The organism is Zoogloea sp. LCSB751, from assembly GCF_002028455.1.
In the GTDB taxonomy this organism is placed as follows: domain Bacteria; phylum Pseudomonadota; class Gammaproteobacteria; order Burkholderiales; family Rhodocyclaceae; genus Zoogloea.
In genome coordinates, this window is sequence record NZ_MWUM01000027.1 from 1 (window position 1) to 25,317 (window position 25,317).

Annotated in this window: 18 protein-coding genes; 13 read left to right on the forward strand and 5 right to left on the reverse strand. The window is 66.6% G+C overall.

The annotated features are described in order from the left end of the window. A partial coding sequence (locus B4920_RS31015; protein WP_139379456.1) for a transposase DNA-binding-containing protein occupies positions 1 to 77 on the reverse strand: 77 nt, incomplete at its 3' end. Between the two features lie 61 nt (positions 78 to 138). On the opposite strand from B4920_RS31015, the gene B4920_RS21530 reads away from it, so the two are divergent. The 5 genes from B4920_RS21530 (at position 139) to B4920_RS21550 (ending at position 7,494) form a co-directional block, all read left to right on the forward strand. Continuing rightward, positions 139 to 1,476: a GntP family permease gene (locus B4920_RS21530; RefSeq protein WP_254051015.1), complete on the forward strand. Its 1,338-nt coding sequence runs from the start codon at positions 139 to 141 to the stop codon at positions 1,474 to 1,476. A gap of 31 nt (positions 1,477 to 1,507) precedes the next feature. After that, positions 1,508 to 3,511 (forward strand): acyl CoA:acetate/3-ketoacid CoA transferase, encoded by a 2,004-nt coding sequence (locus B4920_RS21535; protein WP_079436742.1) that lies wholly within the window; start codon positions 1,508 to 1,510, stop codon positions 3,509 to 3,511. 175 nt (positions 3,512 to 3,686) lie between these two features. Then, entirely contained in the window at positions 3,687 to 4,190 is a 504-nt protein-coding gene (locus B4920_RS21540; RefSeq protein ID WP_079436743.1) for a phasin family protein, read from the forward strand. 126 nt (positions 4,191 to 4,316) lie between these two features. Next, positions 4,317 to 6,272: a hypothetical protein gene (locus B4920_RS21545; protein WP_079436744.1), complete on the forward strand. Its 1,956-nt coding sequence runs from the start codon at positions 4,317 to 4,319 to the stop codon at positions 6,270 to 6,272. 4 nt (positions 6,273 to 6,276) lie between these two features. Continuing rightward, a complete protein-coding gene (locus tag B4920_RS21550; RefSeq protein WP_079436745.1) occupies positions 6,277 to 7,494 on the forward strand; it encodes a PEP/pyruvate-binding domain-containing protein in 1,218 nt (405 codons plus the stop codon). Between the two features lie 16 nt (positions 7,495 to 7,510). Here the strand turns inward: B4920_RS21550 and B4920_RS21555 are convergent, their stop codons facing one another. Further along, entirely contained in the window at positions 7,511 to 10,006 is a 2,496-nt protein-coding gene (locus B4920_RS21555) for an alkaline phosphatase (RefSeq protein WP_079436746.1), read from the reverse strand. Between the two features lie 158 nt (positions 10,007 to 10,164). Here B4920_RS21555 and B4920_RS21560 point away from each other — a divergent pair, with 158 nt between their 5' ends. From B4920_RS21560 to B4920_RS21595, 8 genes are all read left to right on the forward strand, one after another. Further along, positions 10,165 to 11,385 (forward strand): glycerophosphodiester phosphodiesterase, encoded by a 1,221-nt coding sequence (locus B4920_RS21560; RefSeq protein ID WP_079436747.1) that lies wholly within the window; start codon positions 10,165 to 10,167, stop codon positions 11,383 to 11,385. Between the two features lie 215 nt (positions 11,386 to 11,600). Next, entirely contained in the window at positions 11,601 to 13,016 is a 1,416-nt protein-coding gene (locus B4920_RS21565; RefSeq protein WP_079436748.1) for an alkaline phosphatase, read from the forward strand. Positions 13,017 to 13,032: 16 nt separating this feature from the next. Continuing rightward, the gene (locus tag B4920_RS21570; protein WP_079436749.1) at positions 13,033 to 14,445 is read left to right on the forward strand and encodes an alkaline phosphatase; all 1,413 of its coding nucleotides are present in this window, start codon (positions 13,033 to 13,035) and stop codon (positions 14,443 to 14,445) included. A gap of 99 nt (positions 14,446 to 14,544) precedes the next feature. Then, positions 14,545 to 15,210 (forward strand): hypothetical protein, encoded by a 666-nt coding sequence (locus tag B4920_RS21575; protein ID WP_079436750.1) that lies wholly within the window; start codon positions 14,545 to 14,547, stop codon positions 15,208 to 15,210. A 131-nt stretch (positions 15,211 to 15,341) separates the two neighbouring features. After that, on the forward strand, positions 15,342 to 16,013 hold the full coding sequence (locus B4920_RS21580; protein ID WP_079436751.1) for a hypothetical protein: 672 nt from the start codon (positions 15,342 to 15,344) through the stop codon (positions 16,011 to 16,013). Between the two features lie 120 nt (positions 16,014 to 16,133). Continuing rightward, positions 16,134 to 17,042: a TRAP transporter TatT component family protein gene (locus tag B4920_RS21585; protein ID WP_079436752.1), complete on the forward strand. Its 909-nt coding sequence runs from the start codon at positions 16,134 to 16,136 to the stop codon at positions 17,040 to 17,042. A 67-nt stretch (positions 17,043 to 17,109) separates the two neighbouring features. Continuing rightward, positions 17,110 to 18,114, forward strand: a complete 1,005-nt coding sequence (dctP, locus tag B4920_RS21590) for a TRAP transporter substrate-binding protein DctP (RefSeq protein WP_079436753.1) — start codon at positions 17,110 to 17,112, stop codon at positions 18,112 to 18,114. Positions 18,115 to 18,295: 181 nt separating this feature from the next. Then, positions 18,296 to 20,101, forward strand: a complete 1,806-nt coding sequence (locus tag B4920_RS21595; RefSeq protein ID WP_079436754.1) for a TRAP transporter large permease subunit — start codon at positions 18,296 to 18,298, stop codon at positions 20,099 to 20,101. Between the two features lie 26 nt (positions 20,102 to 20,127). On the opposite strand, the gene B4920_RS21600 is transcribed toward B4920_RS21595, so the two are convergent. The 3 genes from B4920_RS21600 to moaE form a co-directional block, all read right to left on the reverse strand. Then, positions 20,128 to 21,366, reverse strand: coding sequence for an efflux RND transporter periplasmic adaptor subunit (locus B4920_RS21600; RefSeq protein WP_079436755.1), 1,239 nt, complete (start codon positions 21,364 to 21,366; stop codon positions 20,128 to 20,130). A gap of 1 nt (position 21,367) precedes the next feature. Further along, positions 21,368 to 24,556 carry an efflux RND transporter permease subunit gene (locus tag B4920_RS21605; protein WP_079436756.1) on the reverse strand — a complete coding sequence of 1,063 codons (3,189 nt, stop codon included), beginning with the start codon at positions 24,554 to 24,556 and terminating at the stop codon, positions 21,368 to 21,370. 268 nt (positions 24,557 to 24,824) lie between these two features. Next, a complete protein-coding gene (gene moaE, locus B4920_RS21610) occupies positions 24,825 to 25,316 on the reverse strand; it encodes a molybdopterin synthase catalytic subunit MoaE (protein WP_079436757.1) in 492 nt (163 codons plus the stop codon). Position 25,317 lies beyond the last annotated feature (1 nt).

A 25,317-nucleotide genomic window follows, 5' to 3' on the forward strand; every position in this document is an offset into this window, starting at 1 on the left:
GCCAGCAGAACCGCTCGCTTGTTCAACCGCCGATCGCCCAGCTGTATCGTCCCGAACTCGTCTCTCGCCCAACTCATTAGCCAGCCTCGTCAATTATTTGGCATGAAGCATACAGGCTGGAGAGTTGTGTGTAAGGGGATGGGTTATAGCGTCATTCTGTTCGCGCCCGTGGCGGCCCTCGGCGCGGTGTTGTTCACCGACCCCGGCTTGGTCGCGCCAGCCTTTACCGGCCTTTTCATGGACAAGATGGTCGGTTTCGTGAAGCTGTATTTCCCCGTCTTCATGCTGGGCGCCGTATTCGGCAAGGTCATCGAACTGTCCGGCTTCTCCAAGGCGATCGTGTCATCGGTGATCAACATGGTCGGACGGGAGCGGGCGATGCTGTCCATCGTGCTGGTCTGCGCCCTGCTCACCTACGGCGGCGTATCCCTGTTCGTGGTGGTCTTCGCGGTCTATCCCTTCGCCGCCGAAATGTTCCGCCAAGGCAACATCCCGAAGCGCCTGATCCCCGGCACCATCGCGCTGGGCGCCTTCACCTTCACGATGGACTCCCTGCCCGGCACACCGCAGATCCAGAACATCATCCCAACCACCTTCTTCAAGACCAACACCTGGGCCGCTCCCTCGTTGGGCGTGATCGGCGGCATCTTCATCCTGATCGTCGGCCTGACCTTCCTCAACTGGCGCCGCCGCAGCGCCCAGAATGCCGGCGAAGGCTACGGCGACAAGCTGCTCAACGAACCGGAACCCTTCACCCACGAGAAGCTCGCCAACCCCTTCATCGCAATCCTGCCGCTGTTCGTAGTCGGCATCTTCAACAAGGTATTCACCAGCGTCATCCCCGACATCTACGGCAAGATGCACGATCTGGTCCTGCCCGGGCTGGCCAAGCCGATCTCCACCGACGTATCCAAGATCGCCGCCATCTGGGCCGTCGAAGCGGCCCTGCTGCTGGGCATCCTGACCGTGCTGGCCTTCGCCTTCAAACCGGTGATGGAAAAATTCGCCGAAGGCTCCAAGGCGGCGGTCGGCGGCGCGCTGCTGGCTTCGATGAACACCGCCTCCGAATATGGCTTCGGCGCCATCATCGCCGCGCTGCCGGGATTCATCTATATCGCCGACGCCCTCAAGGCAATTCCCAACCCGCTGATCAACGAGGCGATCAGCATCACCACGCTGGCCGGCATCACCGGTTCGGCGTCCGGCGGCATGAGCATCGCGCTGGCGGCGATGGCCGAGACCTTCATCGCCAACGCCCAGGCCGCCGGTATTCCGCTGGAAGTCTTCCACCGGGTCGCCTCGATGGCCTCCGGCGGCATGGACACCTTGCCCCACAACGGCGCCGTGATCACCCTGCTGGCGGTCACCGGGCTGAGCCACAAGCAGTCCTATGGCGACATCTTCGCCATCACCGTCATCAAGACCTCGGCGGTGTTCGTGGTGATCGCCACCTACTATCTTTTCGGTATCGTTTGAGCCGTACCCCGACCGCCAAAGGAGACCCGAAATGAGCCAAACCAAGCAGAAATTTTCTCCTCCGCAGGGCCGCAACACCGGCAAGGTGGTCAGCGCCGCCGATGCGGTCAAGCTGATCCGCTCGGGCGACACCCTCGCCACCACCGGCTTCGTCGGCATCGGTTTTCCCGAGAACATCGCCATCGCCCTCGAACAGCGCTTTCTCGAAACCCGCGACCAGAGCAGCGACGGCCGCGGCAAACCGGAAGGGCTGACCCTGGTCTATGGTGCCGGCCAGGGCGACGGCAAGGACCGCGGCCTCAACCACCTGGGCCACGAAGGCCTGGTCAAGCGTGTCGTCGGCGGTCACTGGGGGCTGGTGCCACGCCTGCAGGAACTGGCCGTAGCCAACCGCATCGAGGGCTACAACCTGCCGCAGGGGGTCATCACCCATCTGTACCGGGACATCGCCGCCGGCAAGCCCGGCACGCTGACCCGCGTCGGCCTCGGCACCTTCGTCGATCCGCGCTTCGGCGGCGGCAAGGTGAACAGCCGCACCACCGAGGATCTGGTGCGCATCATGGAAATCGACGGTGAGGAATACCTGTTCTACAAGGCCTTCCCGATCAGCGTCGGGATCATCCGCGGCACCACCGCCGACCAGGACGGCAACATCACGATGGAGAAGGAAGCCCTCACGCTGGAAGGCCAGGCCATCGCAATGGCAGCCCGCAACAGCGGCGGCATCATCATCGCCCAAGTGGAGCGCATCGCCGAATCCGGCTCCCTCAACCCGCGGCAGGTCAAGATCCCCGGCATCCTGGTGGACTGCGTGGTGGTGGCCGAGCGCCCCGAATGGCACATGCAGACCTTCATGGAGCAGTACAGCCCGGCCTTCTCCGGCGAGATCCGCATCCCGGTCACGTCCCTCGAACCGATGGAGATGAGCGAGCGCAAGATCATCGCCCGCCGCGCCGCAATGGAGCTGATCCCCAACGCGGTGGTGAATCTCGGCATCGGCATGCCCGAGGGCGTCGCCGCGGTGGCTGCCGAGGAGCGGGTCATCGACCTGCTGACCCTCACCGCCGAGCCCGGCGTGATCGGCGGCATTCCCCAGGGCGGCCTCAACTTCGGCGCAGCGGTCAATACCGCGGCCATCGTGGACCAGCCCAGTCAGTTCGATTTCTACGACGGCGGCGGCCTCGACATCGCCTTCCTGGGCCTCGCCCAGGCCGACGAGCAGGGCAACCTCAACGTCTCCAAGTTCGGCCCCAAGCTGACCGGCGCCGGCGGCTTCATCAACATCAGCCAGAACGCCAAGAAGGTCGTCTTCGTCGGCACCTTCACCGCCGGCGGCCTCGAAGTGGCGCTGCAGGACGGCCAGTTGAAGATCCTTGTCGAAGGCAAGGCAGTCAAGTTCGTCAAGGAAGTGGAGCACCGCACCTTCAGCGGCGCCGAAGCGGTGCGGCGCAAGCAGCCGGTGCTGTACATCACCGAGCGCTGCGTGTTCGAGCTGACGCCGGAGGGCGTGGAACTGATCGAGATCGCGCCGGGCATCGACGTAGACCGTGACATCCTCGCCCACATGGACTTCAAGCCGGTCATCCGCGGCACGCCGTGCCTGATGGACGAACGCATCTTCCGCGACGTACCAATGGAACTGCGCCAGACCATCGTCGCCACGCCGCTGGAATCGCGCTTCCACTATGACGCTGAACAGAACCTGTTCTTCATCGACTTCGACAATCTCCGCCTGCGCCATGCAGGCGACATCGAGAAGATCCGCGCCCTGGTCGCCAGCATCCTCGACCCGGTCGGCCACAAGGTGCCGGTGGTCGTGAACTACCATGGCTTCGACATCCTCGACGATCTCATCGAACCCTATGCCAACATGATCAAGGGCTTGATGGAGACCCACTACACCCGCGTGACGCGCTACGCCACCAACCCGTTCCTGCGGGCGAAACTGGGAGAAGCCCTCAGCGCACGTCAGGTCCCGCCAAAGATTTTCGACTCCGCGGAGGAGGCACGCGCGGGGCTGACCGACGGTCAGTGAGGACGCCTCGCCACAGCTGTTGCTGCAGTGCAACATAATGTACGGTAGCGCACTGATTTTTTGCACCTCTCCCGCCGCCCTTATAAGAGCCTGTGCTATCGTTTTTCACAGGAGGCCACGGGAAGGACCAAGTCTGGGGCTCTTAACTGTTCAATAACAACGTGTGGAGAAAACTATGGCTACAAAGCAAGAACAGCAATTCAACGAGATTCAGAAGAAGAACCTGGAAGCCGCAATGCGTCTGGCCCAGCTCTCCATCGAGAACTCCCAGCGCATCATGGAACTGCAGGTTGGCACCGCCAAGTCCCTGTTTGAAGAAGGCGTGGCCAACGCCAAGGCCCTGTCCAGCGTCAAGGATCCGGCCGAAGCACTGAGCCTGCGTACCTCCTACGCCCAGAGCACCACCGAAAAGATGCTGTCCTGTGCGCGCGAAATCGCCGAGATCACTGCCAAGACCCAAGCCGAAGTCGGCAAGATGGTCACCGAGCAGCTCACCGGCGGCGGCCAGGACGTGGTCGACTCCTTCCAGAAGCTCTTCAAGGGCCTGCCCATCGGCGACCACAACGCTCTCGGCTCCATCCAGAGCGCCATGGACACCGCCCGTGCCGCCTACGAGCAGATGACCAAGGCCTCCACCGAAGCCTTCCAGGCCTTCACCAAGCTGACCCCGAAGAAGTAATCCAGTCGGTCTGCTGCACATCGAACGGCGCCTCCGGGCGCCGTTTTCCTTTGCCCCGCCCCATGCAATACGCCTGTCACCCGAACGGCGCAGTCTGTCCGCTTCATCCCCTGGAGGAAGAGGATCATGACGGAAAAGACCCGCATCATCGAAGCCCTCGGGGAACCCGGGCTGCTGCGCCTGGCCCAGTTGGCCGCGGCGCAGGCCGCCGGCGAGCGCGTCAAGTACTACCTCAGCCTGCTCCACGCCGCCAGCCTGCACGCCCGCAGCCCCGAACGCCCGACCGCCTCCCTCACCGGTGAACGTATCGCGGCCGGCATCGACGACGACAACCTCGACACCATCCCCGGAGGCAGCGTGCGCATCGACGACGGCCTGTTCCGCATCCCGGAGGCCGAAGCCCTGTGCGGGCGCATCGCCGGCGAGCTCGAAACCCTGTTCGCCCCGATCCGTGCCAGCGGCGACGCCAGCTCCGCCACGCTGGCTGCCCGCTTCGCCGTACTGCACGCTCAGGCCTGGTGCGACAGCACCGATCAGATGAGCCGCGCGCAGGTCGCGCGCATCACCTCCACCGACCGGGACGGAGGCGACAGCGCCCACCTGCTGGCACTGGACATGCACAAGATCCTCGGCCGGCTGCGGGGAGACATCGCCAGCGAGAACATCGACGGAGCCACCGCCTACGACATCGCCCCCGCCGATCGTGCGCTGGTCGCCGCCTTCATGCGCGGCGTCAACACCACCCGCCCCCTCAAGTTCGACCACCCTGGCCTCGGCACCACTGCCACCCGCGGCAACGACCGCCTGATCCTGCAGAACGACATCGGCACCACCGATGCCCACGTGCTGGTGGTCCATGTGGACAAGCGTTGCGTGACATTGACCTACACCGACGTACACATGCAGCGCCTGATGTTCTTCCAGAGCCTCTTCGAGCACTGGGCCGTCAACTGGGACGACACCCGCTCGCGCAGCGACCGGGATCTGGAAGACGGCGTCTATCACCTGTGCACCGGCAAGTTCACCGCCAACAACGAAGCCGGCCTGTGCGACTACCTGAGCTTTCTCGGCTCCCGCCTGGTCTTCCTGATCGACTGGAACCGCGCCCGCAAACGCCTGCGCCTGTTGCTGCCCAAGAAGGAGAGCCTGGCCCTGCTCAAATGGGCCGCCGACGAGAACCTCGGCCACCTGGGCTGGCTGCGGGCCGGCGGCGAACAGCTGGTCTTCGATGCGCTGGCCTTCGCCGCCCAAACCCCACCGGCCTTTGGCAGCCGCCTCGATGACATGCTCGAACGCAGCCGCGCCAGCGCCTTCATGCAGTTCGTGCTGCGCACCTGCAGCCAGACCCAGCGCGACGGCACCCCGGGCGACGCCCTCCGCGACAGCGTCCGTACCGAACTGGTGAGCTGCTTCCGAAGCACCCGCCACCAGCTGATCGACATCGCCGCCGAGCACGCCGCACTGTCCATCGAGATCGCCGCCGCCCTGCGCGACAGCCTGCTCGACCTGCGCAGCGACACGGACACGGCTGCCGAGCGGATCGTCTTCAACGCCAGGCGGGCCCGGGAGTGGGCGCAGCGGGCCGACGAGCGGGTCAACCTGGCTCGCGAACTGCGCCACAACGGCGCCGGCCACAATGACTTCTACTGCACACTGATCGAGGGCGCCGACGACATGACCGACGAGCTGGAAGAGGCCGCCTTCCACCTCAGCCTGTTGCCGGCCCCCCCTCCCGGTGGAGCGATGCTCGACGCCCTCGGCACGCTGGCCGGCCTGGCGGTGAGCGGCGCACAGGAATTCCTGAAAGCCCTGGAAACGGCCCGCTCGGTACGTCGCGGCGCGCCGCGGGAAGAGCTGCAGGACTTCCTCGAGGCAATCCACCACATCATGGCCGCCGCACGCCACAGCGACGACGCCCACCGCAATTTCAAGCGCGCGCTGATCGGTGCCGCAGAGGAAGGCTTTCCGACCCGTTACGCCGTCAGCGAATGCGCCCGCAACCTCGAGGCCGCCGCCGACGCCGTACTGCGTGCGGCGCTGCAACTACGCGACCACGTGGTTACCAACGTGATGAACGAATAGCCCCATGGACATCCATCAGCACGTCTACGCCATCGGCCTGCCCGGGCTGCGCAGCGAAGGCCGGATCGAAGGCATGGGCGGCAAAGCCTTCAACCTGGTCCGCATGGCCGCCATCGGCCTGCCGGTTCCCCAGGCTTTCATTCTCGGCACCGCCCTCGGCCGGGCGCGCAGCGCCGACCCGGCGGGCTTTCGCGCCCCACTGCGCGATCTCCTCGAGAAGCAGGTGGAGCGCCTGGAAGCCGCTTGCGGCCTGGAGTTCGGCTCCGGCCGCAAACCCCTGCTGGTGTCCGTGCGGGCCAGCACCGCGTCGGCGCTACCCACCATGATGGACACCGTGCTCGATGTCGGCCTGACCGACGCCACCCTGCGCGGCCTCCTGCGCCTGACCGGCAACCCGCGCCTGGCCTGGGACTCCTACCGGCGGCTGATCCAGCAGTTCGCCGCGGTGGTCCACCATGCCTCGCCGGAGCCCTTCCACGCCGCCCTGCAACTGGCCATGGAGCACGCCCGCGTCGCCCACCCCTCGGAACTCGATTTCCGTGCCCTGGCCAGCCTGGCGCGCAGCTACCTCGATGTCTACGAGCGCATCATCGGCCAGCCCTTCCCGCAGGACCCGATGGAACAGTTGCGGCTGGCCTGCGAGGCCATTTTCGACGCGTGGATGGCCCCCCGGGCCGTCGAACATCGCCGCATGCAGCACATCGCCGACGACGCCGGAATCGCCGTCACGGTTCAACGCATGGTCTTCGGCAACGCCGGCGGCACCTCCGGCTCGGGCGTCGGCTTCACCCGCAATCCGGCCACCGGCGAAGCACACCCCTGCCTGGCGTTCCGCTTCAACAGCCAGGGCGAAGACGAAATGGCGGGCCTGCCGCCGGCCGCCGACACCACACGCCTGGCCACCAGCCTGCCCCATGTGCATGCCCGCCTGCATTCCCTTGGCGGCCTGCTGGAACGGGAATTCGGCGACGTGCAGGAATACGCGTTCACCGTGCAGGACGGCGTGCTCTACCTGCTCCTGACCCGCAGCGCCAAACGCAGCCCGTGGGCAGCCCTGCGCATCGCGGTAGAGCAGGTGGACGCCGGTGTATGGTCGCCGGCCACCGCCCTTGAACGTCTGACCGGCATTGATCTGGGGCTGGCGGCCCGAAGCAGTGCCGACCCTCGGACCGGCGCCTGGCTGGACAAGGTCGCTACCTGGTCCAGCCGGCTGCAGGCTTAGCCCCAGCGCCGCTGGCTCAATCCAGCGTCACGGCCGCTGCGCCGGCCGCCACGCGGGCGCTCACGGTTCGGGCAATCGGCGTCAGGGACGGCGCCGCCGTGCCGACCAGCCGGTTCATCTGCTTGAACACGCAGCTCAGAGTGTTGGGCGTTACGGTGACCACGCCATAGCCCTGGGCATCCGTGCTGACCCACTTGATCCACGGATTCTTCGAGATACCGGCCAGTTGCTGCGCGAGACCCAGCAGTTGGGTCGAGAAGTTCGTGTCCGCCTTGAGCCCCGCCAGCACCGCCGATGTCGTCGCGTCCAGCGCCGCCTCGGCAACGCCCTTGGCTGCCAGCGCGGAGCGCACCCGCAGGCGAGCCTGCTCGGCCAGCTGATCGAGGGTCGGCGCCGCAGCGGCCATCGTGAAGTCGAACAGGTTGAAGCGCAGCTCCAGCGTCCCCACGCCGCTGACCGGTATCGACAGCGGGTAATAGATCAGCGTGGCGAGATCCGGGCTGACCGAGCCGACCGCATCGGCGTAGAAGGTGAACAGGGACTCGGAGCTGATGCCGGCGGTCACGAAGTCCACCATCACCGGCTGCGGGCTGGCCGCATCGAAATCGTCCATCACCACCCCGGCGTCGAAGCAGTGCAGATCGCCGGTCAGCGCCACCACGTTGCGAATGCCGCCAGCCTTGAGATGAGCCATCAAGGCCTTGCGCTCGGCGTTGTAGCCGTCCCACTGATCGCAGTTGAACAGGAAGCGGGTGAAATAGCTGCTCAACGCCGCGGCCTTGCCGGAGGACTGGATGAAGGTCGAGGCGACACCCTTGGCCTGGATGTCGGGCTTGATGTAACCGAAGGCGATGGTTTGCGCCGCCGCCGACACTTGGGCCGTCGTACCGCTGGCAGCCGCCGCCGCGCCAAACGCGGCGACGGCGATGGCGGCCTGGGTGGCCGTCAATCCGGCACCGGTCGCGCCAGCACTGGCACTACGTCCGCTGGCCGTCGCCGTCGCAATGGCCGTGGCCGCAGCGGCCGCAACGGCCTGGCTCGCACCGGCGGTCATCGCCGCCACCAGCGCCGAGGCCACCGGCACATTGCCACCGGTGGCCGACAGTGCGCCCTGGATGCTGCTCGCCAGCGTGCTCACCGACTGCAGCGCGACCAGTGTCGCGATCGCATCGGTGCCATCCAGCTGCATGCGCAGCAGGGACACCTCGTTGCACCACAGCTTCCAGGTGGCCGTCGAGTTGCTCATCGTGCTCTTCCACCATTCCCGCTGGCTGCGCCCCAGGATGGACACGTTGGCCAGGGGGTCGTCCGCCGGCGCGGCGGCCATCTTGAGCGCCTCGAAACTGTCCCGCGTCGCCTGCGGCACCACATAGCGGGCGCCAATCTGGCCGAGCTGCGCCCCCGTGGCCGGGTTCGGCGCCGCCTCCGGAATGATGTGGTCGGAGCGGAACATGCGCTCGTCGGTCACCACCAGATGGGCCAGATTGCCCCACTGGATGTCCCGGTACAGATGCACCGTGTCGAAGCTGGCGATGCTCTCGTCGAGCTTCACGTCGGCCGGCATGAACTCGAACCAGGCCCGGTTGGCCGCACGGCGGCGAGCGCTCTGGCGGGTATTGTTGCCGCTACGGGTGGCCGCGTCGTAGCTGCCGTTGTCGTAGGTCCCGGCATCGCCCCAGCAGTCGTCGGAGAACTCGTGGTCGTCCCAGGTGGCAACGAAGGCGAAGCGCTCATGCACCGCCTGCAGGCGCGGGTCGGTGCGGTACTTCTTGTACAGGTAGCGGTAGTCGGCCAGCGTATTGGCGTACTTCGCTCCGTTGCCGGCGGCGGTGGCCACCCCGTCGGGCAGGCTCAGGCGGTCGTGACGGCTCTCCACGGCGCCCGTCTGGAAAGCCTCGCCGACGGTCTCGTAGATGTAATCGCCGAGATGGACGATCAGGTCCACGTCCTCGTTCCTGGCGATGTGATCGAAGGCCGCCCAGTGATTCACGCTCCAGTCCTGGCAGGTCATGAAGGCCAGGCGCAGTTGGTCCACGCGGGCACCGCGGGCCGGTGCCGTGCGGAAACGGCCGACGCGGGAACGGACCTCGCCGGCGATGAACTGGTAGTAGTACAGCCCGCCCGGCGCCAGGCCGGTGACCTTGTTACGCACGGTGGCATCGTAGCTCGCATACACCGGCACCTGGCTGTCCACCAGCAGACGCCCGGCCAGGGCCGCACTACTGCCCAGCGCCGCGCCGTTGTCGGCATCGGTAACGATCAGGCGGATCGACACGTCGGCCGTCCCGGCTGCGCTGGCCACGTCGTCGAGACTGCCGGGCACGACCCGGGTCCACAGCACCGCCCCCTCCGGCGACGGGTCCCCCGAACCGACGCTCTGCGGAAACTTCCAGTCGCTGCCGAGCGCCCACGGCGGCAGGCCCGAACCGCTATCGCCACAACCGGCCAGCCCGCCGAAGGCCACCGAGATGGTCAGAAAACCGCTATTGCGGATAAAGCTGCGGCGATCCATGAACGCGCTCCGGAACAGGAAAGCCCGCGAGCCTAGAGCTCGGCCGTTACACGCTTGTTGCACAGCACAAACAAATACGAAAATCTTCCATTTCACCTGCAAATAACGAATTCGTCATAAGAAGATGGCATCTTCATGGGTTTTAGCCGGAGATTCCCATGTTGAAACCGATCCACGCCCCGTTCCGCAACCTCCGCCTGCACCCGCTCGCGCTGGCCTGCTGCAGCACCCTGCTGCTGTCCGCCTGTGGCGGCTCCGATGACAGCAACAGCCTGCCGACGCTGAACGGCGATGCGCCCCTCGTCGTCGCCCACCGCGGCGCATCGGGCTATCTGCCCGAAGAAACCCTCGAGGCCTACAGCATGGCCATCGACATGGGCGCCGACGTGGTCGAACCGGACCTGATCTCCACCAAGGACGGTGTGCTGATCGCCCGCCACGACCCCAACCTGGCCTACAGCACCGACGTGGCCAACCACCCCGAATTCGCATCCCGCAAGAAGACCATCCAGGTAGACGGCGAGACCCAGACCGGCTGGTTCGCCAGCGATTTCACGCTGGCCGAGATCAAGACCCTCGGCGGCATCTCCACCGATGCCGAGCGCCCGCAGCAGTACAACGGCCTCTACAAGGTCATCACCTTCCAGGAACTCATCGACCTGGTGAAGGCCAAGAGCGCCGCCACCGGCCGCACGATCGCCGTCTACCCGGAGACCAAGAACCCCACCTACCACCGCGATCTCGGCCTGCCGCTGGAAGACAAGCTCATCGACCTGATCAACAAGGCCGGCTGGAACAGCAAGACCGCCCCGATCTTCGTGCAGTCCTTCGAGCCGAGCAGCCTCAAGTACATGCGCAGCAAGGGCCTCAACACCAGACTGATCCAGCTCATCGACGCCGACGATGTGAACCTCAAGACCGGCGCCCTCACCTACGCGATGCCTTACGACAAACCCTACGACTGGGCCAAGGCCGGCGACAGCCGCCTGTTCAGCGCCATGGTCACCCCCGCCGGCCTCGCCGAGATCAAGGCCTACGCCGACGGCATCGGCCCGTGGAAGCGCTACATCATCACCGTCAAGGGCACGCTGGACGCCAGCGGCAACCTGAAGGACATCAACGGCGACGGCAAGATCAACGAAGCCGACACCGTCAGCCAGCCCGCCACCACGCTGATCGCAGACGCCCACAAGGCCGGCCTGTTCGTCCATCCCTACACCTTCCGCAACGAACAGCGCCGCCTCGCCAGCGACTACAAGGGCGACCCGCAGAACGAATATCTGGCCTTCTACCGCCTCGGCGTGGACGGCGTGTTCTCCGACTTCGCCGACACCGCGCTGGCCGCCCGCAAGACCTACCTGAAGGAAATGGGCCGCTGAACAGCCTTTGTGGGGGCTGCCTCTGTGGGGGCGAATTCCTTCGCCCGCGTACCCGATTGGCGCGCAGAGGGCGAATGAATTCGCCCTCACGAGCGGCCTCCCGGCCCTGAAGCAATCACTCGGCTTTCATGTAATCGCAATACAGCGCTGCCATATTTGCCGTCTTTGATAAATCCCCGTTGCAAATCCCCTTTTCCCTCGGAGGCTTCCGAAGCATGTTGAAACCCGTCTTCCTCGCCGTTGCTGCAGCAACGGCACTCCTCGCCGGCTGTGGTGGCAACAGCAGCAACCATGACGCGCCGAAGAACGTCATCTTCTTCCTCGGCGACGGTATGGGCATCAACACCCTGACCGCCGCACGCATCTACAAGGTTGGCGAGGACGGCGATCTGACCATCGACACGCTGCCCGAAACGGCCTTCGTCAAGACCTATTCGAACAACGCCCAGGTCACCGACTCCGCGCCCTCGATGGCCGCCTACATGACCGGCGTGAAGATGAACAACGAAGTCATCTCCATGTCGGCGGAAACCGCGGCCTTCGACGCCACCGGCAAGGACTACCTGAGCGGCACCGACAGCACCTGTCCGGCCACCGGCAACGGCAAAGCCGTCACCACCCTGCTCGAACTGGCCAAGTCCGCCGGCTGGGGCACCGGCGCGGTGACCACCACCCGCATCACCCACGCGACCCCGGCCGTCACCTATTCCCACGTCTGCCACCGCGACGCCGAAAACACCATCGCCGCCCAGGCCGTACCCGGCGGCGCCGGCTACAACACCGCCCTCGGCGACGGCGTGGACGTCCTGCTCGGCGGCGGCCGCCAGTTTTTCCTGCCCACCGCCGCCGGCGGCAAGCGCACCGACGGCCGCGACCTGACCGCCGAGTTCGTGACCAAGGGCTACACCTACGTCAAGAACAAGACGGAGTTCGACGCCGCCGCGGCCAGCTCCACCAAGAAGCTCGTCGGCCTGTTCACCAGCAGCCACATGAGCTACGACCTCGACCGCGACCCGGCCGTCGAGCCCAGCCTGGCCGAGATGACCACCAAGGCCATCGACATCCTGTCGAAGAACGACAAGGGCTTCTTCCTGATGGTGGAAGGTGGCCGCATCGACCACGCCCTGCACGAAACCACCGCCAAAAAGGCGCTGCAGGACACCGTGGCCTTCGATGAGGCGATCAAGACCGCCATCGCCAAGATGAAGACCGTCGATGCCGACCTGAAGAACACCCTGATCGTCGTCACCGCCGACCACGACCACACCATCGTGCTGAACGGCTACGCCGCCCGCACCGGCGCCACCACCGCCAGCAACCCCGGCGTGCTCGGCCTGCTGAAGAACTTCGTCACCGGCGCGCTGAACCTGGACAGCTCCGGCAACCCCTTCACCATCATCGGCTTCGGCAACGGCGAAAACCGCCCGGCCACCCGCACCGCCCTCACCGATGCCCAGGTCGCCGACAAGAGCTACCACCAGGAAGCCGCCATCCCGATGGCCGCCGGCAGCGAAACCCACGGCGGCACCGACGTCTTCCTCGGCGCCATCGGCCGCGGTGCGGACAAGTTCACCGGCGTCATTACCAACACCGAAGTCTTCAACCTGATCCGCCAGTCGGTCGGCCTGTAAGCGGAGCTCACCCACGATGAAAACCCACTTCAAGACCTGCGCGGCCGCCATCGCCCTGATCGGCGCCACCTCCTCCGCCTTCGCCGCCGGCGAAGCCACCAACGTCATCTTCTTCCTCGGCGACGGCATGGGCCCCACCAGCGTCACCGCCAGCCGCATCTACAAGTACGGTGAAACCGGTCAGCTGACGATGGAGAGCCTGAAGCGCACCGCGCGCATCAAGACCTACTCCAACGACGCCCAGACCACCGACTCAGCCCCGTCGATGGCCGCCTACATGACCGGCGTGAAGATGAACAACGAAGTCATCTCCATGAGCGCCGACACCAAGGCCTACAACGGCGCCACCCCGTATGTGAACAGCGCCACCGGCGACAGCACCTGCCCGACCAGCGGCAACGGCACTGCCGTACCGACCCTGCTGGAGCTCTCGAAGGCCGCCGGCAAAGCCGTCGGTGCGGTAACCACCACCCGCATCACCCACGCCACCCCGGCCGCCACCTACTCCCACATCTGCCATCGCGACGGTGAGAACGACATCGCCGCCCAGGTGGTGCCGGGCTCCGGCAAGTTCAACGCGGCCCTCGGCAGCGGTGTGGACGTGCTGCTCGGCGGCGGCTCCAAGTTCTTCCTGCCCACTGCAGCAGGCGGCAAGCGCACCGACGGCCAGGACCTCACCGCACTGCTGAAGACCGCCGGCTACACCTACGTGAACACCGGCACCGCCTTCAAGGCCATCGACCCGGCCGCCACCGGCAAGCTGGTCGGCCTGTTCAACAAGGACCACCTGAACTACGAGCTGGACCGCGCCAAGACGGCCAACAACATCGACGAGCCCAGCCTCGCCGACATGACCGAAAAGGCCATCAAGATCCTGCAGAAGAACAGCAAGGGTTACTTCCTGATGGTCGAAGGCGGCCGCATCGACCACGCCCTGCACGGCACCAATGCCAAGCGCGCGCTGGAAGACACGATCGCCTTCGACGACGCCATCAAGCGCGCCCTCGGTCTGGTGGATCTGAAGAACACGCTGATCGTCGTCACCGCCGACCACGACCACACGATGACCATCAACGGCTACGCCCACAAGGGCAACCCCATCCTCGGCAAGGTCACCGACATCAAGCAGACCACCGTGCAGGGCAAGCCGGTGCTGGCCAATGCCGCCGACAGCAAGCCCTACACCGCCATCGTGTTCGGCAACGGCGGCGGCCCGCGCAAGGCCGTCCGCGACGATCTGACCAGCGTCGACACCACCGCTGACGACTACATCCAGGAAGTCGGCATCAACCTCGGCTCCGTCGGCAACGAAACCCACGGCGGCGGCGACGTGATGCTGTTCGCCGGCGGCGCCGGCAATGCCGGCTTCAAGGGCACCATGGTCAATACCAAGGTCTTCAGCCTGGTGAAATCCGCCCTCGGCCTCTGATCCCCACCGAGCCATCCTGGGGCGGCCCTGTACAGAAAACCGGCCCCTATTTGCCCGACCTTTCGAGGTCGGGCTTTTTTCATTGTCACCACGACCACCATGAAACGACTGCTTCCCGCCCTGCTGGGCGCCCTCCTCGCAGCCCCTGCGCTGGCCGACGACCTGGCCCTCAAAGTCGAACACGACATCACCACCCTCGGCGCCGACGGCGTGACCCGTATCGTGCGTTTTGGCGAACGCCTGATCCGCCGCGACAACCAGAGCTGGGTCGAGCGCATCCTGCCGCCCCACGCCCATGAAGCCGATGAGCACAAGGCCGGCGACAAAAACCACAAACATATGGACACCTCCGCCGCCGCCCGCTGGGTGGTACGCAGCAACGACGGCAAGCTGCGCGTACGCATCGTCAATGAGCACGAACGGATGATCGTGGACATTGCCCCGGTGGATTACACGAACATCGGCTTCGACGGCAAATGGAGCACCGCCAACCAGTTGCTCGATCCCGAGCAGCTCAAGCGCATGAAGGCCAGCAGCCGCAGCGCCCCGGCCGGCGCCCGCTGGTACGAGGGCGGCACCGCCCAGACCCGCGTGCAGGTGTTGTGGGACGCCAAGGAAGGCTACCCGCGCCGCATCGAGTCGGCCAACCTGGCCGGCACCCAGCGCAGCACCTTGATCGCCACCCGCGAGACCATGCCGGCCAGACTGCCGTGGACGCGACTCGACGGCTATGTGCAGAAGGAATATTCCGACCTGCTCGACTGAGTTCCCCGGCCGCGCCAAAAAATGCTATTTATATATCGAGACACACGGACCGCGGAGGGAGACCATTCGCATCGGGATCCGGGTGCTTCGCAGGGCATTCTTGCCCCTACCCATGCATGAAAGGTACGGCCATGAGCAATTACGGAAACCCGGAGAGCTACCAGCTCGATCACTTCACTCTCGACATCACGCCTTACGTCACCCGGGAACTCAACCCCCACGAAGCCGGCGTCGCCGTGCAGTACGGAGCGGACTTCCGGGTCCGCTTCTCCCGCCAGGGCAGCCACGAACACAAGCTGGGCCTGATCCAGCTCATCCTGCCGCGAACCCAGCTGTTCGCCCACACCGTCGTCGGCGAATGGAACATCGACAAGCAATACCCCGACGACGATACCGCCATCGTCCTCGAGCAGTGCCTGTACGGCAGCGACGGCGTGCGGATCGGCACCCACTCGGCAACCTACGCCGGACAGGAGATGCGCCAGCTTGGCGAAAGCGAATGCTGGCTGATCGACACCCCGCGGGAAATCAACGGCAACTTCGAAGGGGGCGTGTTTACCGGCCTCACCAACACCAAGTTCGCCAACTACGTGGTCGAACTCGACGGCCCCATCGGCCGCATCTTCAACACCGGGCTCACCTGGGGCTACTCGGTGCAGCAGGATGGCAACCAGCCCGTCCGCTTCGACATGCACGTGCTCGAACCGCGGCCCATCCGGCTCAAGGACCACAACGAACACCTTGCCGCCATCAGCAGCTTCCTCAACGTCCCCAAGGGCAAGATCGCCGAACTGATCCACTGATCCCGTCGGCATGGGACGGCGTGCGCCTGGCGGTCACGCCTGCGCAACATTGCAGGGCTATCTTCTCGGCGTTTCAAGCATGTGGCTCGAAACGCCGGCCCACCAGACCCACGCCCTCCCATGCCGATCCCCCTTACGCCAGCGCGGCTGGCGCGCCTCGTTGTCCCTCTTCTGCTCACTGTCGGCCTCGCTGCCTGTTCGCCGACCCAGCGGGTCGTACGCGGCGTCGCCGACCAACTGGCCGCCCAGGGCCAATCCAGCGAAGATGACCTGGAGCTGGCCCGCGAGGCCAGCGCCTTTTACCTGAAGCTGTCCGAATCGGTACTGCGCCAGCAGCCCGAACATGCCGCCCTGGCCGCCGCCGTGGCCGGCGGCTTCACGCAGTACGCTTACGCCTTCGTCGCCTTCGACGCCGACCGCCTCGAAAGCACCGACGCCAAGGCTGCCCAGCGCCTGCGCGAGCGCGCCGCGCGCCTGTACCGCCGCGGTCGCGATCACGCCCTGACGGCACTCGAACAGGCCCAGCCGGGTTTCCGCCAGCACCTGGCCAGCCCCACCGCCGGCACCCCGCCGCGCCTCAAGCCCGCGGAGGTCGCCCTCGCCTACTGGGGTGCCGCCGCCTGGGGCGGCCTGATCTCCCTGTCCAAGGACGATCCCGACACCGTCGCCGACCTGCCCCTGGCCATCGCCCTCGCCCGCCTGGCCTGGGACGCCGAGCCGGGCTTCGGCAACGGCAGTCTGGCCGGCCTGATGGGCAGCTTCGAAGGCGCCCGCCCCGGTGGCAGCCGCCAGCAGGCCCTGGCCTATTTCGACGAGGCCCTGCGCCTCGGCAACGGGCGCAACGCCGGCGCCTTTGTCGGCAAGGCCGAGGGCATCGCCCAGCCGGCCGGCGACAAGGCCGCCTTCCTCGACCTGCTCCAGCAGGCCGTCGCCATCCAGGATGCGCCAGGCAGTCCGCTCGCCCTGTCAAACGAGGTCATGCGCCGCCGCGCCCGCTGGCTGATCGAATCGGCCGACGACCTGTTCTAACGCCTGCCCAGACCGTCCGCCGCCAACAGCGCGGGCCGGTCGCCTTCAACGTACAGAGAGACACAGCATGCTCAAGCTCCGCCGTCTTGCCGCCCTTGCCCTCGGCCTGCTCGCCAGCGCCAACGTTCTGGCCGCCAGCCAGTTGCGCATCGGCACCCTGGCACCAAAGAACTCCCTCTACCACCGCCAGCTGATGGAAGTCGGCGAAGCCTGGCGCAATGCCCAAGGCGACGGCGCCAAGTACGTGATCTACCCGGACGGCGCCCAGGGCGGCGAAACCGACATGGCCCGCCGCATGCGCATCGGCCAGCTGCAGGGCGCCCTGCTGTCGGTGGTCGGCCTGCGCGAGATCGAGCCGTCCATCGCCGCGTTGCAGAACATGCCGCTGCTGTTCCGCAGCTGGGAAGAGGTGGACTACGTGCGCGAGAAAATGCGTGCCAGCATGGAAAAGAAATTCCTCGACAAGGGCTTCGTCGTGCTCGCCTGGGGCGACGCCGGCTGGGTGCGCTTCTTCTCCAAGGAGCCGGCCCTGCGCCCCGACGACTACAAGAAGATGAAGTTCTTCGCCTGGGCCGGCGAATCGGAGCAGCAGGAGATCATGAAGAGCCTCGGCTACACGCCGGTGCCGCTGGAAACCTCCGACATCCTGCCGTCGATCCAGACCGGCATGATCAACGCGGTACCCGCCACCCCCTACTTCGCGCTGGCCAGCCAGGTTTACAACACCGCGCCGCACATGCTCGACATCAACTGGGCGCCCATTGTCGGCGCGCTGGTGGTCACCGAAAAGAGCTGGGACGAGATGAGCCCCGCCACCCAGGAAGCGCTGCGCAGCGCCGGCGCCAAGGCCGGCCTGCAGATGCGCACCAAGGCCCGCCAGGAAGTGGACGAAGCCGTCGAAGCCATGAAGAAGCGCGGCCTGCAGGTGCACAAGCCCAACGCCGAGCAGAGGAAGGAATGGAACGATCTGGCCGACAAGCTCTACCCGCGCATCCGCGGCAAGATGGTGCCGGCCGACACCTTCGACGAAGTGTTCGCGCTGCTGAAGGCCTACCGCGCCGGCAAACGCTGAACCTGTGACGGGCGAATGAATTCGCCCCTACGACCCGACCCGATGCACAGCCATCCCAACCACAGGCTCATGCTGTTGGGGCGAATTCATTCGCCCTCGCCCTGTGGTCAACCAACTTTTCTCACTCCCTGAGGGCGACTGAATTCGCCCCCACGAGCGCCTCGCTCCACCGGATCCCCCCATGCGCCGCCTGCTTTCCATTGACGAGGTCATCGCCTCCACCGCGCTGGCCCTGATGACCCTGATCCCGCTGGTCGAGATCGCCCTGCGCCCGCTGCACGGCAAGGGCATCGACAACGCAGCGCTGCTGGTCCAGCACCTGGGCCTCGCGCTGGCCATGTTCGGCGCCCTCCTCGCCGAACGGGGCGGACACCTGACCAGCCTCGGCAACGGCTTCGCCACGTCGCGCAATCCGGTGGTGCGCGCGGCCTCGACGGCGTTCGCCAAGGGCAGCGCCGCAGTGCTGTGCGGCATGCTCGGCAGCGCCAGCTGGAGCTTCGTGGCCAGCGAACTGGAAGCCGGCCGCGAGCTGGCCTACGGCATTCCGGTGTGGGGCGTGCAGGCGCTGATGCCGGCCGGCTTCCTGCTGCTGGGCCTCAAGCTGGGCAGCCGCTGCTCCCGCTACCGGATCGCCAGCCTGCTGCTCGGCGTGGCGCTGACCGCCGGCGGCTTCGCCTTCGCCCGCCATTTCGACGACGCCACGCTGCCTCTGGCGCCGCTCGCCCTGTGGCTGGTGCTGGCGCTGCTGGCCGGCGCGCCGATCTTCGCCATCCTCGGCGGCCTGGCGCTGGCCTTGTTCTGGTCGGAGGGCCAGCCGCTGGCCTCGGTGCCCCTCAGCCATTACCAGATCACCGTCAACCCGTCCCTGCCGGCGCTGCCGCTGTTCACGCTGGCCGGCCTGGTCTTCGCCCGCAGCGGCGCGGCCGGCCGCCTCGGCGCGCTGTTCACCGCCTGCTTCGGCGGCGGCGCCACCGGCACGGCCATCGCCGCGGCGCTGTTGTGCTCCTTCTTCACCGCCTTCACCGGCGGCAGCGGCGTCACCATCCTGGCCCTCGGCGGGCTGCTGCTGCCGCTCTTGCGCGACGCCGGCTTTCCGGAGCGCAAGGGCATCAGCCTGGTGACCAGCGCCAGTGCGCTGGGCGTGCTGCTGGCCCCGTCGGCACCGCTGATCATGTACGCGATCATCGCTCGCGTGCCGATCAACACCATGTTCCTGGCCGGCATCGTCCCTGCGCTGGTGATGGTCGCCTTCCTGCTGCTCATCGGTGGCTATCTGCGCCGCGGCGGCATCGCCACGGCGGACACGGAACGGCCTCGCCCCGACGCCCGCGCGGCCCTGTCCGCCGCCTGGGCGGCCCGCTGGGAGATCCTCGCCCCACTGGTGGCCATCGGCTCCCTGGTCAGCGGCGTGGCGACGCCTACCGAGAGCGCGGCCCTCACCGCCGCCTACGCCATCCTCACCCAGGCCATCGCCCACCGGGAGCTGGATTGGGCGCTGCTGCGCCGCTGCCTGGCCGACTGCGCGCAAGTCATCGGCGGCGTGATGCTGATCCTCGGCATGGCGCTGGGCCTCACCAACTACCTGGTGGACGCCGGCATTCCGGACGCCGCGGTGGAATGGGTGCAACAGGCGCTGCCGAACAAGTTCGCCTTCCTGGTGGCCCTCAACGTGTTCCTGTTCCTGGCCGGGGCGCTGATGGAGATCTACGCTGCCATCGTCGTGCTGGTGCCGCTGCTGCTGCCGGTGGCGATCAGCTACGGCATCGACCCGGTGCACTTCGGGGTGATCTTCCTGGCGGTGATGGAGATGGGTTTCCTGTGCCCGCCGGCCGGCATGAACATCTTCTTCGCGTCGGCGATGTTCGCCAAACCGATTCGCGAGGTGGCGGTGTCGGTACTGCCGGCCCTGCTGGCGATCTTCCTCGGCGCGCTGGCGATCTCCTGGCTGCCGTGGCTGGCCACCGGGCTGCCGGGCTGGCTGGGATGACAGCCCGCGGAGCAGGCACGGAGGGACTAACCCGCCTTCCTCGCTTCGGGTTTCTTGTCGGCTACCGGCGCCACGACCACCACATCGCCATCGGCGAGGGAGTCGGCCGGGTTCAGCACGATCCGGTCGTCGGCCTTCACGCCGCTGCCCAGTTCCACCTCCACGCCCAGCTCGCGCTTGATGGTGACCGGCTGCAGGTGCACCTTGCCATCGCTACCGAGCACCGCCACCCGCGGCCCCTCGGGACGGAACAGCAAGGTGTTGCTGGGCAGGCGGAAGTTGGCCTCGCCGGTGGCCAACGCCGCCTTGATGTCCACCCGCGCATAGGCGCCGGGTAGCAGCTCGCCGTTGGGGTTGGGCAGGTTGATTTCGACCTGCAGCGTGCGGCTCGCCGTGTCGATGGCCTTGGCCGTACGCACGATACTGCCGCTGAAGATGCGGCCCGGCCATTCCTGCAGGCTGACCTTGGCGGTGTCGCCCGGCTTCACCTGGCGGACGTAGCCTTGGGGCACCTGCACATAGATGCGCAGCGGGTCGCTGCGGGTCAGCACGAACAACTGCTTGCTGCTGCCGCCGGCGTCGACCAGGTTGCCCACATCCACCGTGCGCTTGGTGATCACCCCGGCAAACGGCGCCGTGACCTGGTTATAGCCCAGCTGGCTTTGCAGGCGCTGTACGGTGGCGGCGGTCAGCGCGGTGGCAGCGACGGCCTGGGCATGGGCGTTGCGGCGTTCGTCCACCTCTTGCTGGGAGACGGAATCCAGCTTGCGCAGGCTCTCCCAGCGCTCCAGGGAGCTCTTGGCCAGGGCCAGCGCGGCCAGGGCCTGGTTATGCGCGGCCTTGGCCTCCACCAGTTGCTGGGCCACCTCCGGCGTGTCGATGCGGGCCAGCACTTCGCCCGGCTTCACACCGTCGCCGATGTCCTTGTACCAGGCGGCCAGATAGCCGCTGGTCCGGGCGTAGATCGGGGCCTCCGAATAGCCCTGCAGAGTCCCCGGCAGACTCAGCAGGTTTTCGCCGTTGTCGTTCTTGGGCGACACCACGCTCACATAGCGGGTCGCGTGGGTGTGGGCCGCTTCGGCCAGATCGTGGGCGGTGGCCGAGCGCTGGACCGCCACGCCGGCGACACCGGCGCCCAGCACCGCCACGCCCAGCAGCGCCAGATTGCGGGTGCGCTTGAGCAGGCGCAGGCGATGGATGCCGTGGGCGGCCTCGTGGGCATGCAGGCCGTGGATACCGATGTTTGAATGGCGATTGTCAGTCATGTCAGGAATGTCCTTCGGCAAGGCTGCCCTGGGGCAATTGCGGCCGGGCGGCGGCCCGGCGGGCGAGATATTGGTGTACCGCGGCGAAGACCAGCGGTACGAAGACCAGCGTCGACAGGGTTGCGAACAGCAGGCCACCGATGGCCGCGCGGCCAAGGGGCGCGTTCTGCTCGCCGCCCTCGCCGAGGCCGATGGCCATCGGCAGCATGCCCATGATCATCGCCAGCGCCGTCATCAGCACCGGGCGCAGACGCGTGGCACCGGCCTCGAGGGCCGCCGACAGCGGTGGCTCGCCGGCGGCGAGACGCTCGCGGGCGAAGGACACCATCAGGATGCTGTTGGCGGTGGCCACCCCGATGGTCATGATCGCCCCGGTGAGCGCAGGCACGCTGAGGGTCGTACCGGTCAGGAACAGCATCCAGGCGATGCCGGCCAGGGCCGCCGGCAGCGCGGTGATGATGATGAAGGCATCCACCCACGACTGGAAGTTGACGACGATCAGCAGATAGACCAGCACGATGGCCATCACCACCCCGACACCGAGGCCGATGAAGGAGGCGTTCATCGTGCGCGCCTGGCCGCGCAAGGTCACCTTGCTGCCCTTCGGCAACTGGGGCCTGAGTTCCTCGACGATGCGCTCCACATCGGAGACCACCGAGCCCAGGTCGCGCCCGCGGACGCTGACATAAAGGTCGATCACCGGCTCGATGTTGTAGCTGGAGACGATGGCCGGCTCCCGAGCGGAGGACACCTGGACCAGATTGCTGAGCAACTGGTTGGGCGCCCCGCTGCTGCCGGCAACCGGGATCTGCAGCAGGGAATCGATGGAGTCGACCTTGTACTGGGGCGTCTGCACCGAGATGTTGTAGGCCACGCCGTTCTTCGGGTTGAGCCAGAAGCTCGGCGCGGTCTGGGAACTGCCGGACAGAGGGATCAGGATGTTCTGCGCCACGTTGGCCGGGCTCAGGCCGAGCTGCTGCAGGCGGCTGCGGTCCATCGCCAGTTGCAGGGCCGGCTGGTCGAGGCGCTGGTGGATGTGCACGTCCACCGCGCCCGGCACCTGCCGCACCGCGTTTTCCACCAGCGCGGCGAAGCGGTAATTGTCCTGCAGCTTGTTGCCGGCCACCTGCACGTCGATCGCCGCCGGCAGGCCGAAGTTGAGGATCTGGGTCACCACGTCGGCGGGCTGGAAGAAGAACTCGATGCCCGGGAAGCGGCGTGGCAGCTCTTCGCGCAGGCGATCGATGTAAACCGCCGACGAACCGTGTTTTTCCTTCAGCGCAACCAGAATCTCCCCGTCCAGCGTGCCGATGGTGCCGGCGTTGCTGTAGGACAGGTTGATGCCGCTATAGGGCAAGCCCAGGTTGTCCACGATGGTTTCCAGTTCCTCCGCCGGGATCTGCTCGCGGATCACCGCGTCGATGCGGTCGGCGATGCGCGCCGTCTCCTCGACGCGGGTGCCGGTGGGCGCACGGAAATGCAGGCGGATGACGCCGGCGTCCACCGCCGGGAAGAAGTCGCGACCGAGGAAGAAGTACAGTCCGGAGGACAGCACGCAGCCGCCGAGGAAGATCGCGATGACGCTGCGGCGGCGCGGCAGCAGCGCGCTGAGCAGCACGATGTAGCTGCCGCGCAGGCGCTCGAAGCCGGCATCGAAACGCCGGTACAGGCGCTGCAGCAGGCTGTGGCCCCCCGCGTCGGCGCCGTGCTGCTGATTCTTCATGAACAGCAGGGCCAGCGTCGGCACCAGCGTGCGGGACAGGATGTAGGAGGCGATCATCGCGAAGATCACCGCTTCGGCCAGCGGCACGAAGAGGAAGCGCGCGACGCCGGTGAGGAAGAACATCGGCACGAAGACGATGCAGATGCACAGCGTGGACACCAGCGCCGGCACCGCGATCTCACCGGCACCCTCGCGGATCGCCGTCTCCAGATCGTGACCCAGGTGCAGGTAGCGTTCGATGTTCTCGATGGTCACCGTGGCGTCGTCCACCAGGATGCCCACCGCCAGCGCCAGGCCGCCGAGGGTCATGATGTTGATCGTCTCGCCGAGGACGTACAGCACCAGGATCGACGACAGCACCGACAGCGGAATGGAGATGGCGATGATGCAGGTGGTGCGCCAGTTGCCGAGGAACAGCAGGATCATCGCGGCGGTCAGGCAGGCGGCGATGAGGCCCTCATGCACGACGCCCGAGATCGCCGCCTTGACGAACACCGACTGGTCGAACAGCGGCGTGACCTGAATGTCCTCCGGGAGACTCGGCAGCGCATCGGCCAGCGCGACGCGCAGCGCGTCGATGACCTGCAGCGTGGACGCCCCACCGCTCTTCAGCACCGACTGCAGCACGCCGCGGCTGCCGTCCTGGCGCACGATGTTGGTCTGCGGCGAGAAGCCGTCGCGCACCACCGCCACGTCGCGCACGTAGATCGCCTGGCCGTTGCCGATGCGCACCGGCAGGTCGGCCAGCTCCTCGACGGTGCGTGACGAGCCGTTCACCTTGACGTTGAATTCGGTGGCACCGAGCTTGGCGGTGCCACCCGGCAGGATCAGGTTCTGCGCGTTGATCGCATTGACCACATCGAGGGGCACCAGGCCCTTGGCCTGCAGCGCATTGGTGTCGATGTCCACCGACACCACCCGGCTCTTGCCCCCGTAGGGGAAAGGCATCGCCACCCCCGGAATGGAGACCAGCTTGGGGCGCAGGCTGTTGAAGGTGGTGTCGAACAGCACCTGCTCGGGCAGGGATTTGCTGGACACGCCCAACTGCACCACCGGGATCGCCGACGCGGTGTATTTGATCACCAGCGGTGGATTGAGGCCGGGCGGCAGCAGGCGCAAGGCGCCGCCCTCCGTCGAGGCGATCTGGGCCAGCGCGGTCTCGACGCTGGCATGGGGTTGCAGGAACACCTTGATGATCGACATCCCGTTGTAGGACTGGGACTCGAAGTGCTCGATGTCGTTCACCGTGGTACCCAGCAGGCGCTCGTTCGGCGAGGTGATGCGCTGGGCCATCTCCTGGGGCGACAGGCCGTTGTAGCTCCAGATGATGCTGATCACTGGAATGTTGATCTCCGGCAGCACGTCGGTGGCGATGCGCATCAGCGCCAACGGCGTGGCCAGGAAGATCAGCAAGGCCATCACGATGAAGGTGTAGGGGCGCCGCAGGGCGATATTGACGATCCACATGGTCTGGCTCGTTCGTTTCAGCGCCCGGGGAGCGGCGGAAATACGAAATGAAGTTGGGGGGGCATGGGGCAGGCCCCTCGGCGGGGGCTCGATAAGGAACGGAACGGTTTGTTTGGCGCAACAGGACTGGCCGACCCGGATCTGTAGCAGCAATCGCGCCACCCGCGTTTCTGGCCTTTCAATGGCAAACAGGCCGCTGCGGACGGCAGCGGCCTGTTGGAATGACCACACCTGGGCAGCACACCTGCTGCCCTTTGGACATGAACGCTCAGTCCCAGGCGTCCCAGCGGGCCGCCGCGCTGTCGTCCGCCTCGCGGGCATCCACCCAGCGCCCGCCCTCCGGCGTGTCTTCCTTCTTCCAGAACGGGGCGCGGGTCTTCAGGTAGTCCATGATGAACTCGCAGGCGGCGAAGGCGTCACCCCGGTGGGACGAGGCCACGCCGACGAAGACGATGCGGTCGCCGGGTACCAGCCGCCCGAAGCGGTGGATCACCCGCGTGCCGAGCAGGCTCCAGCGGCCGTAGGCCTCGGTGACGATGGCTTCGAGGGACTTCTCGGTCATGCCCGGGTAGTGTTCGAGGGTCATCGCCGACACCGCGCTGCCTTCCCCGCTCAGCTTGTCGGCCCGCACCAGGCCGACGAAGCTTGCCACCGCGCCCACGTCGGCACGGCCGGCGGACAGGGTCGCGATCTCGTCGCCGACGTCGAAGTCGGCCTCCTGGACCGCCACGGAATCGAACTGCCGCTGGATTTCACTCATG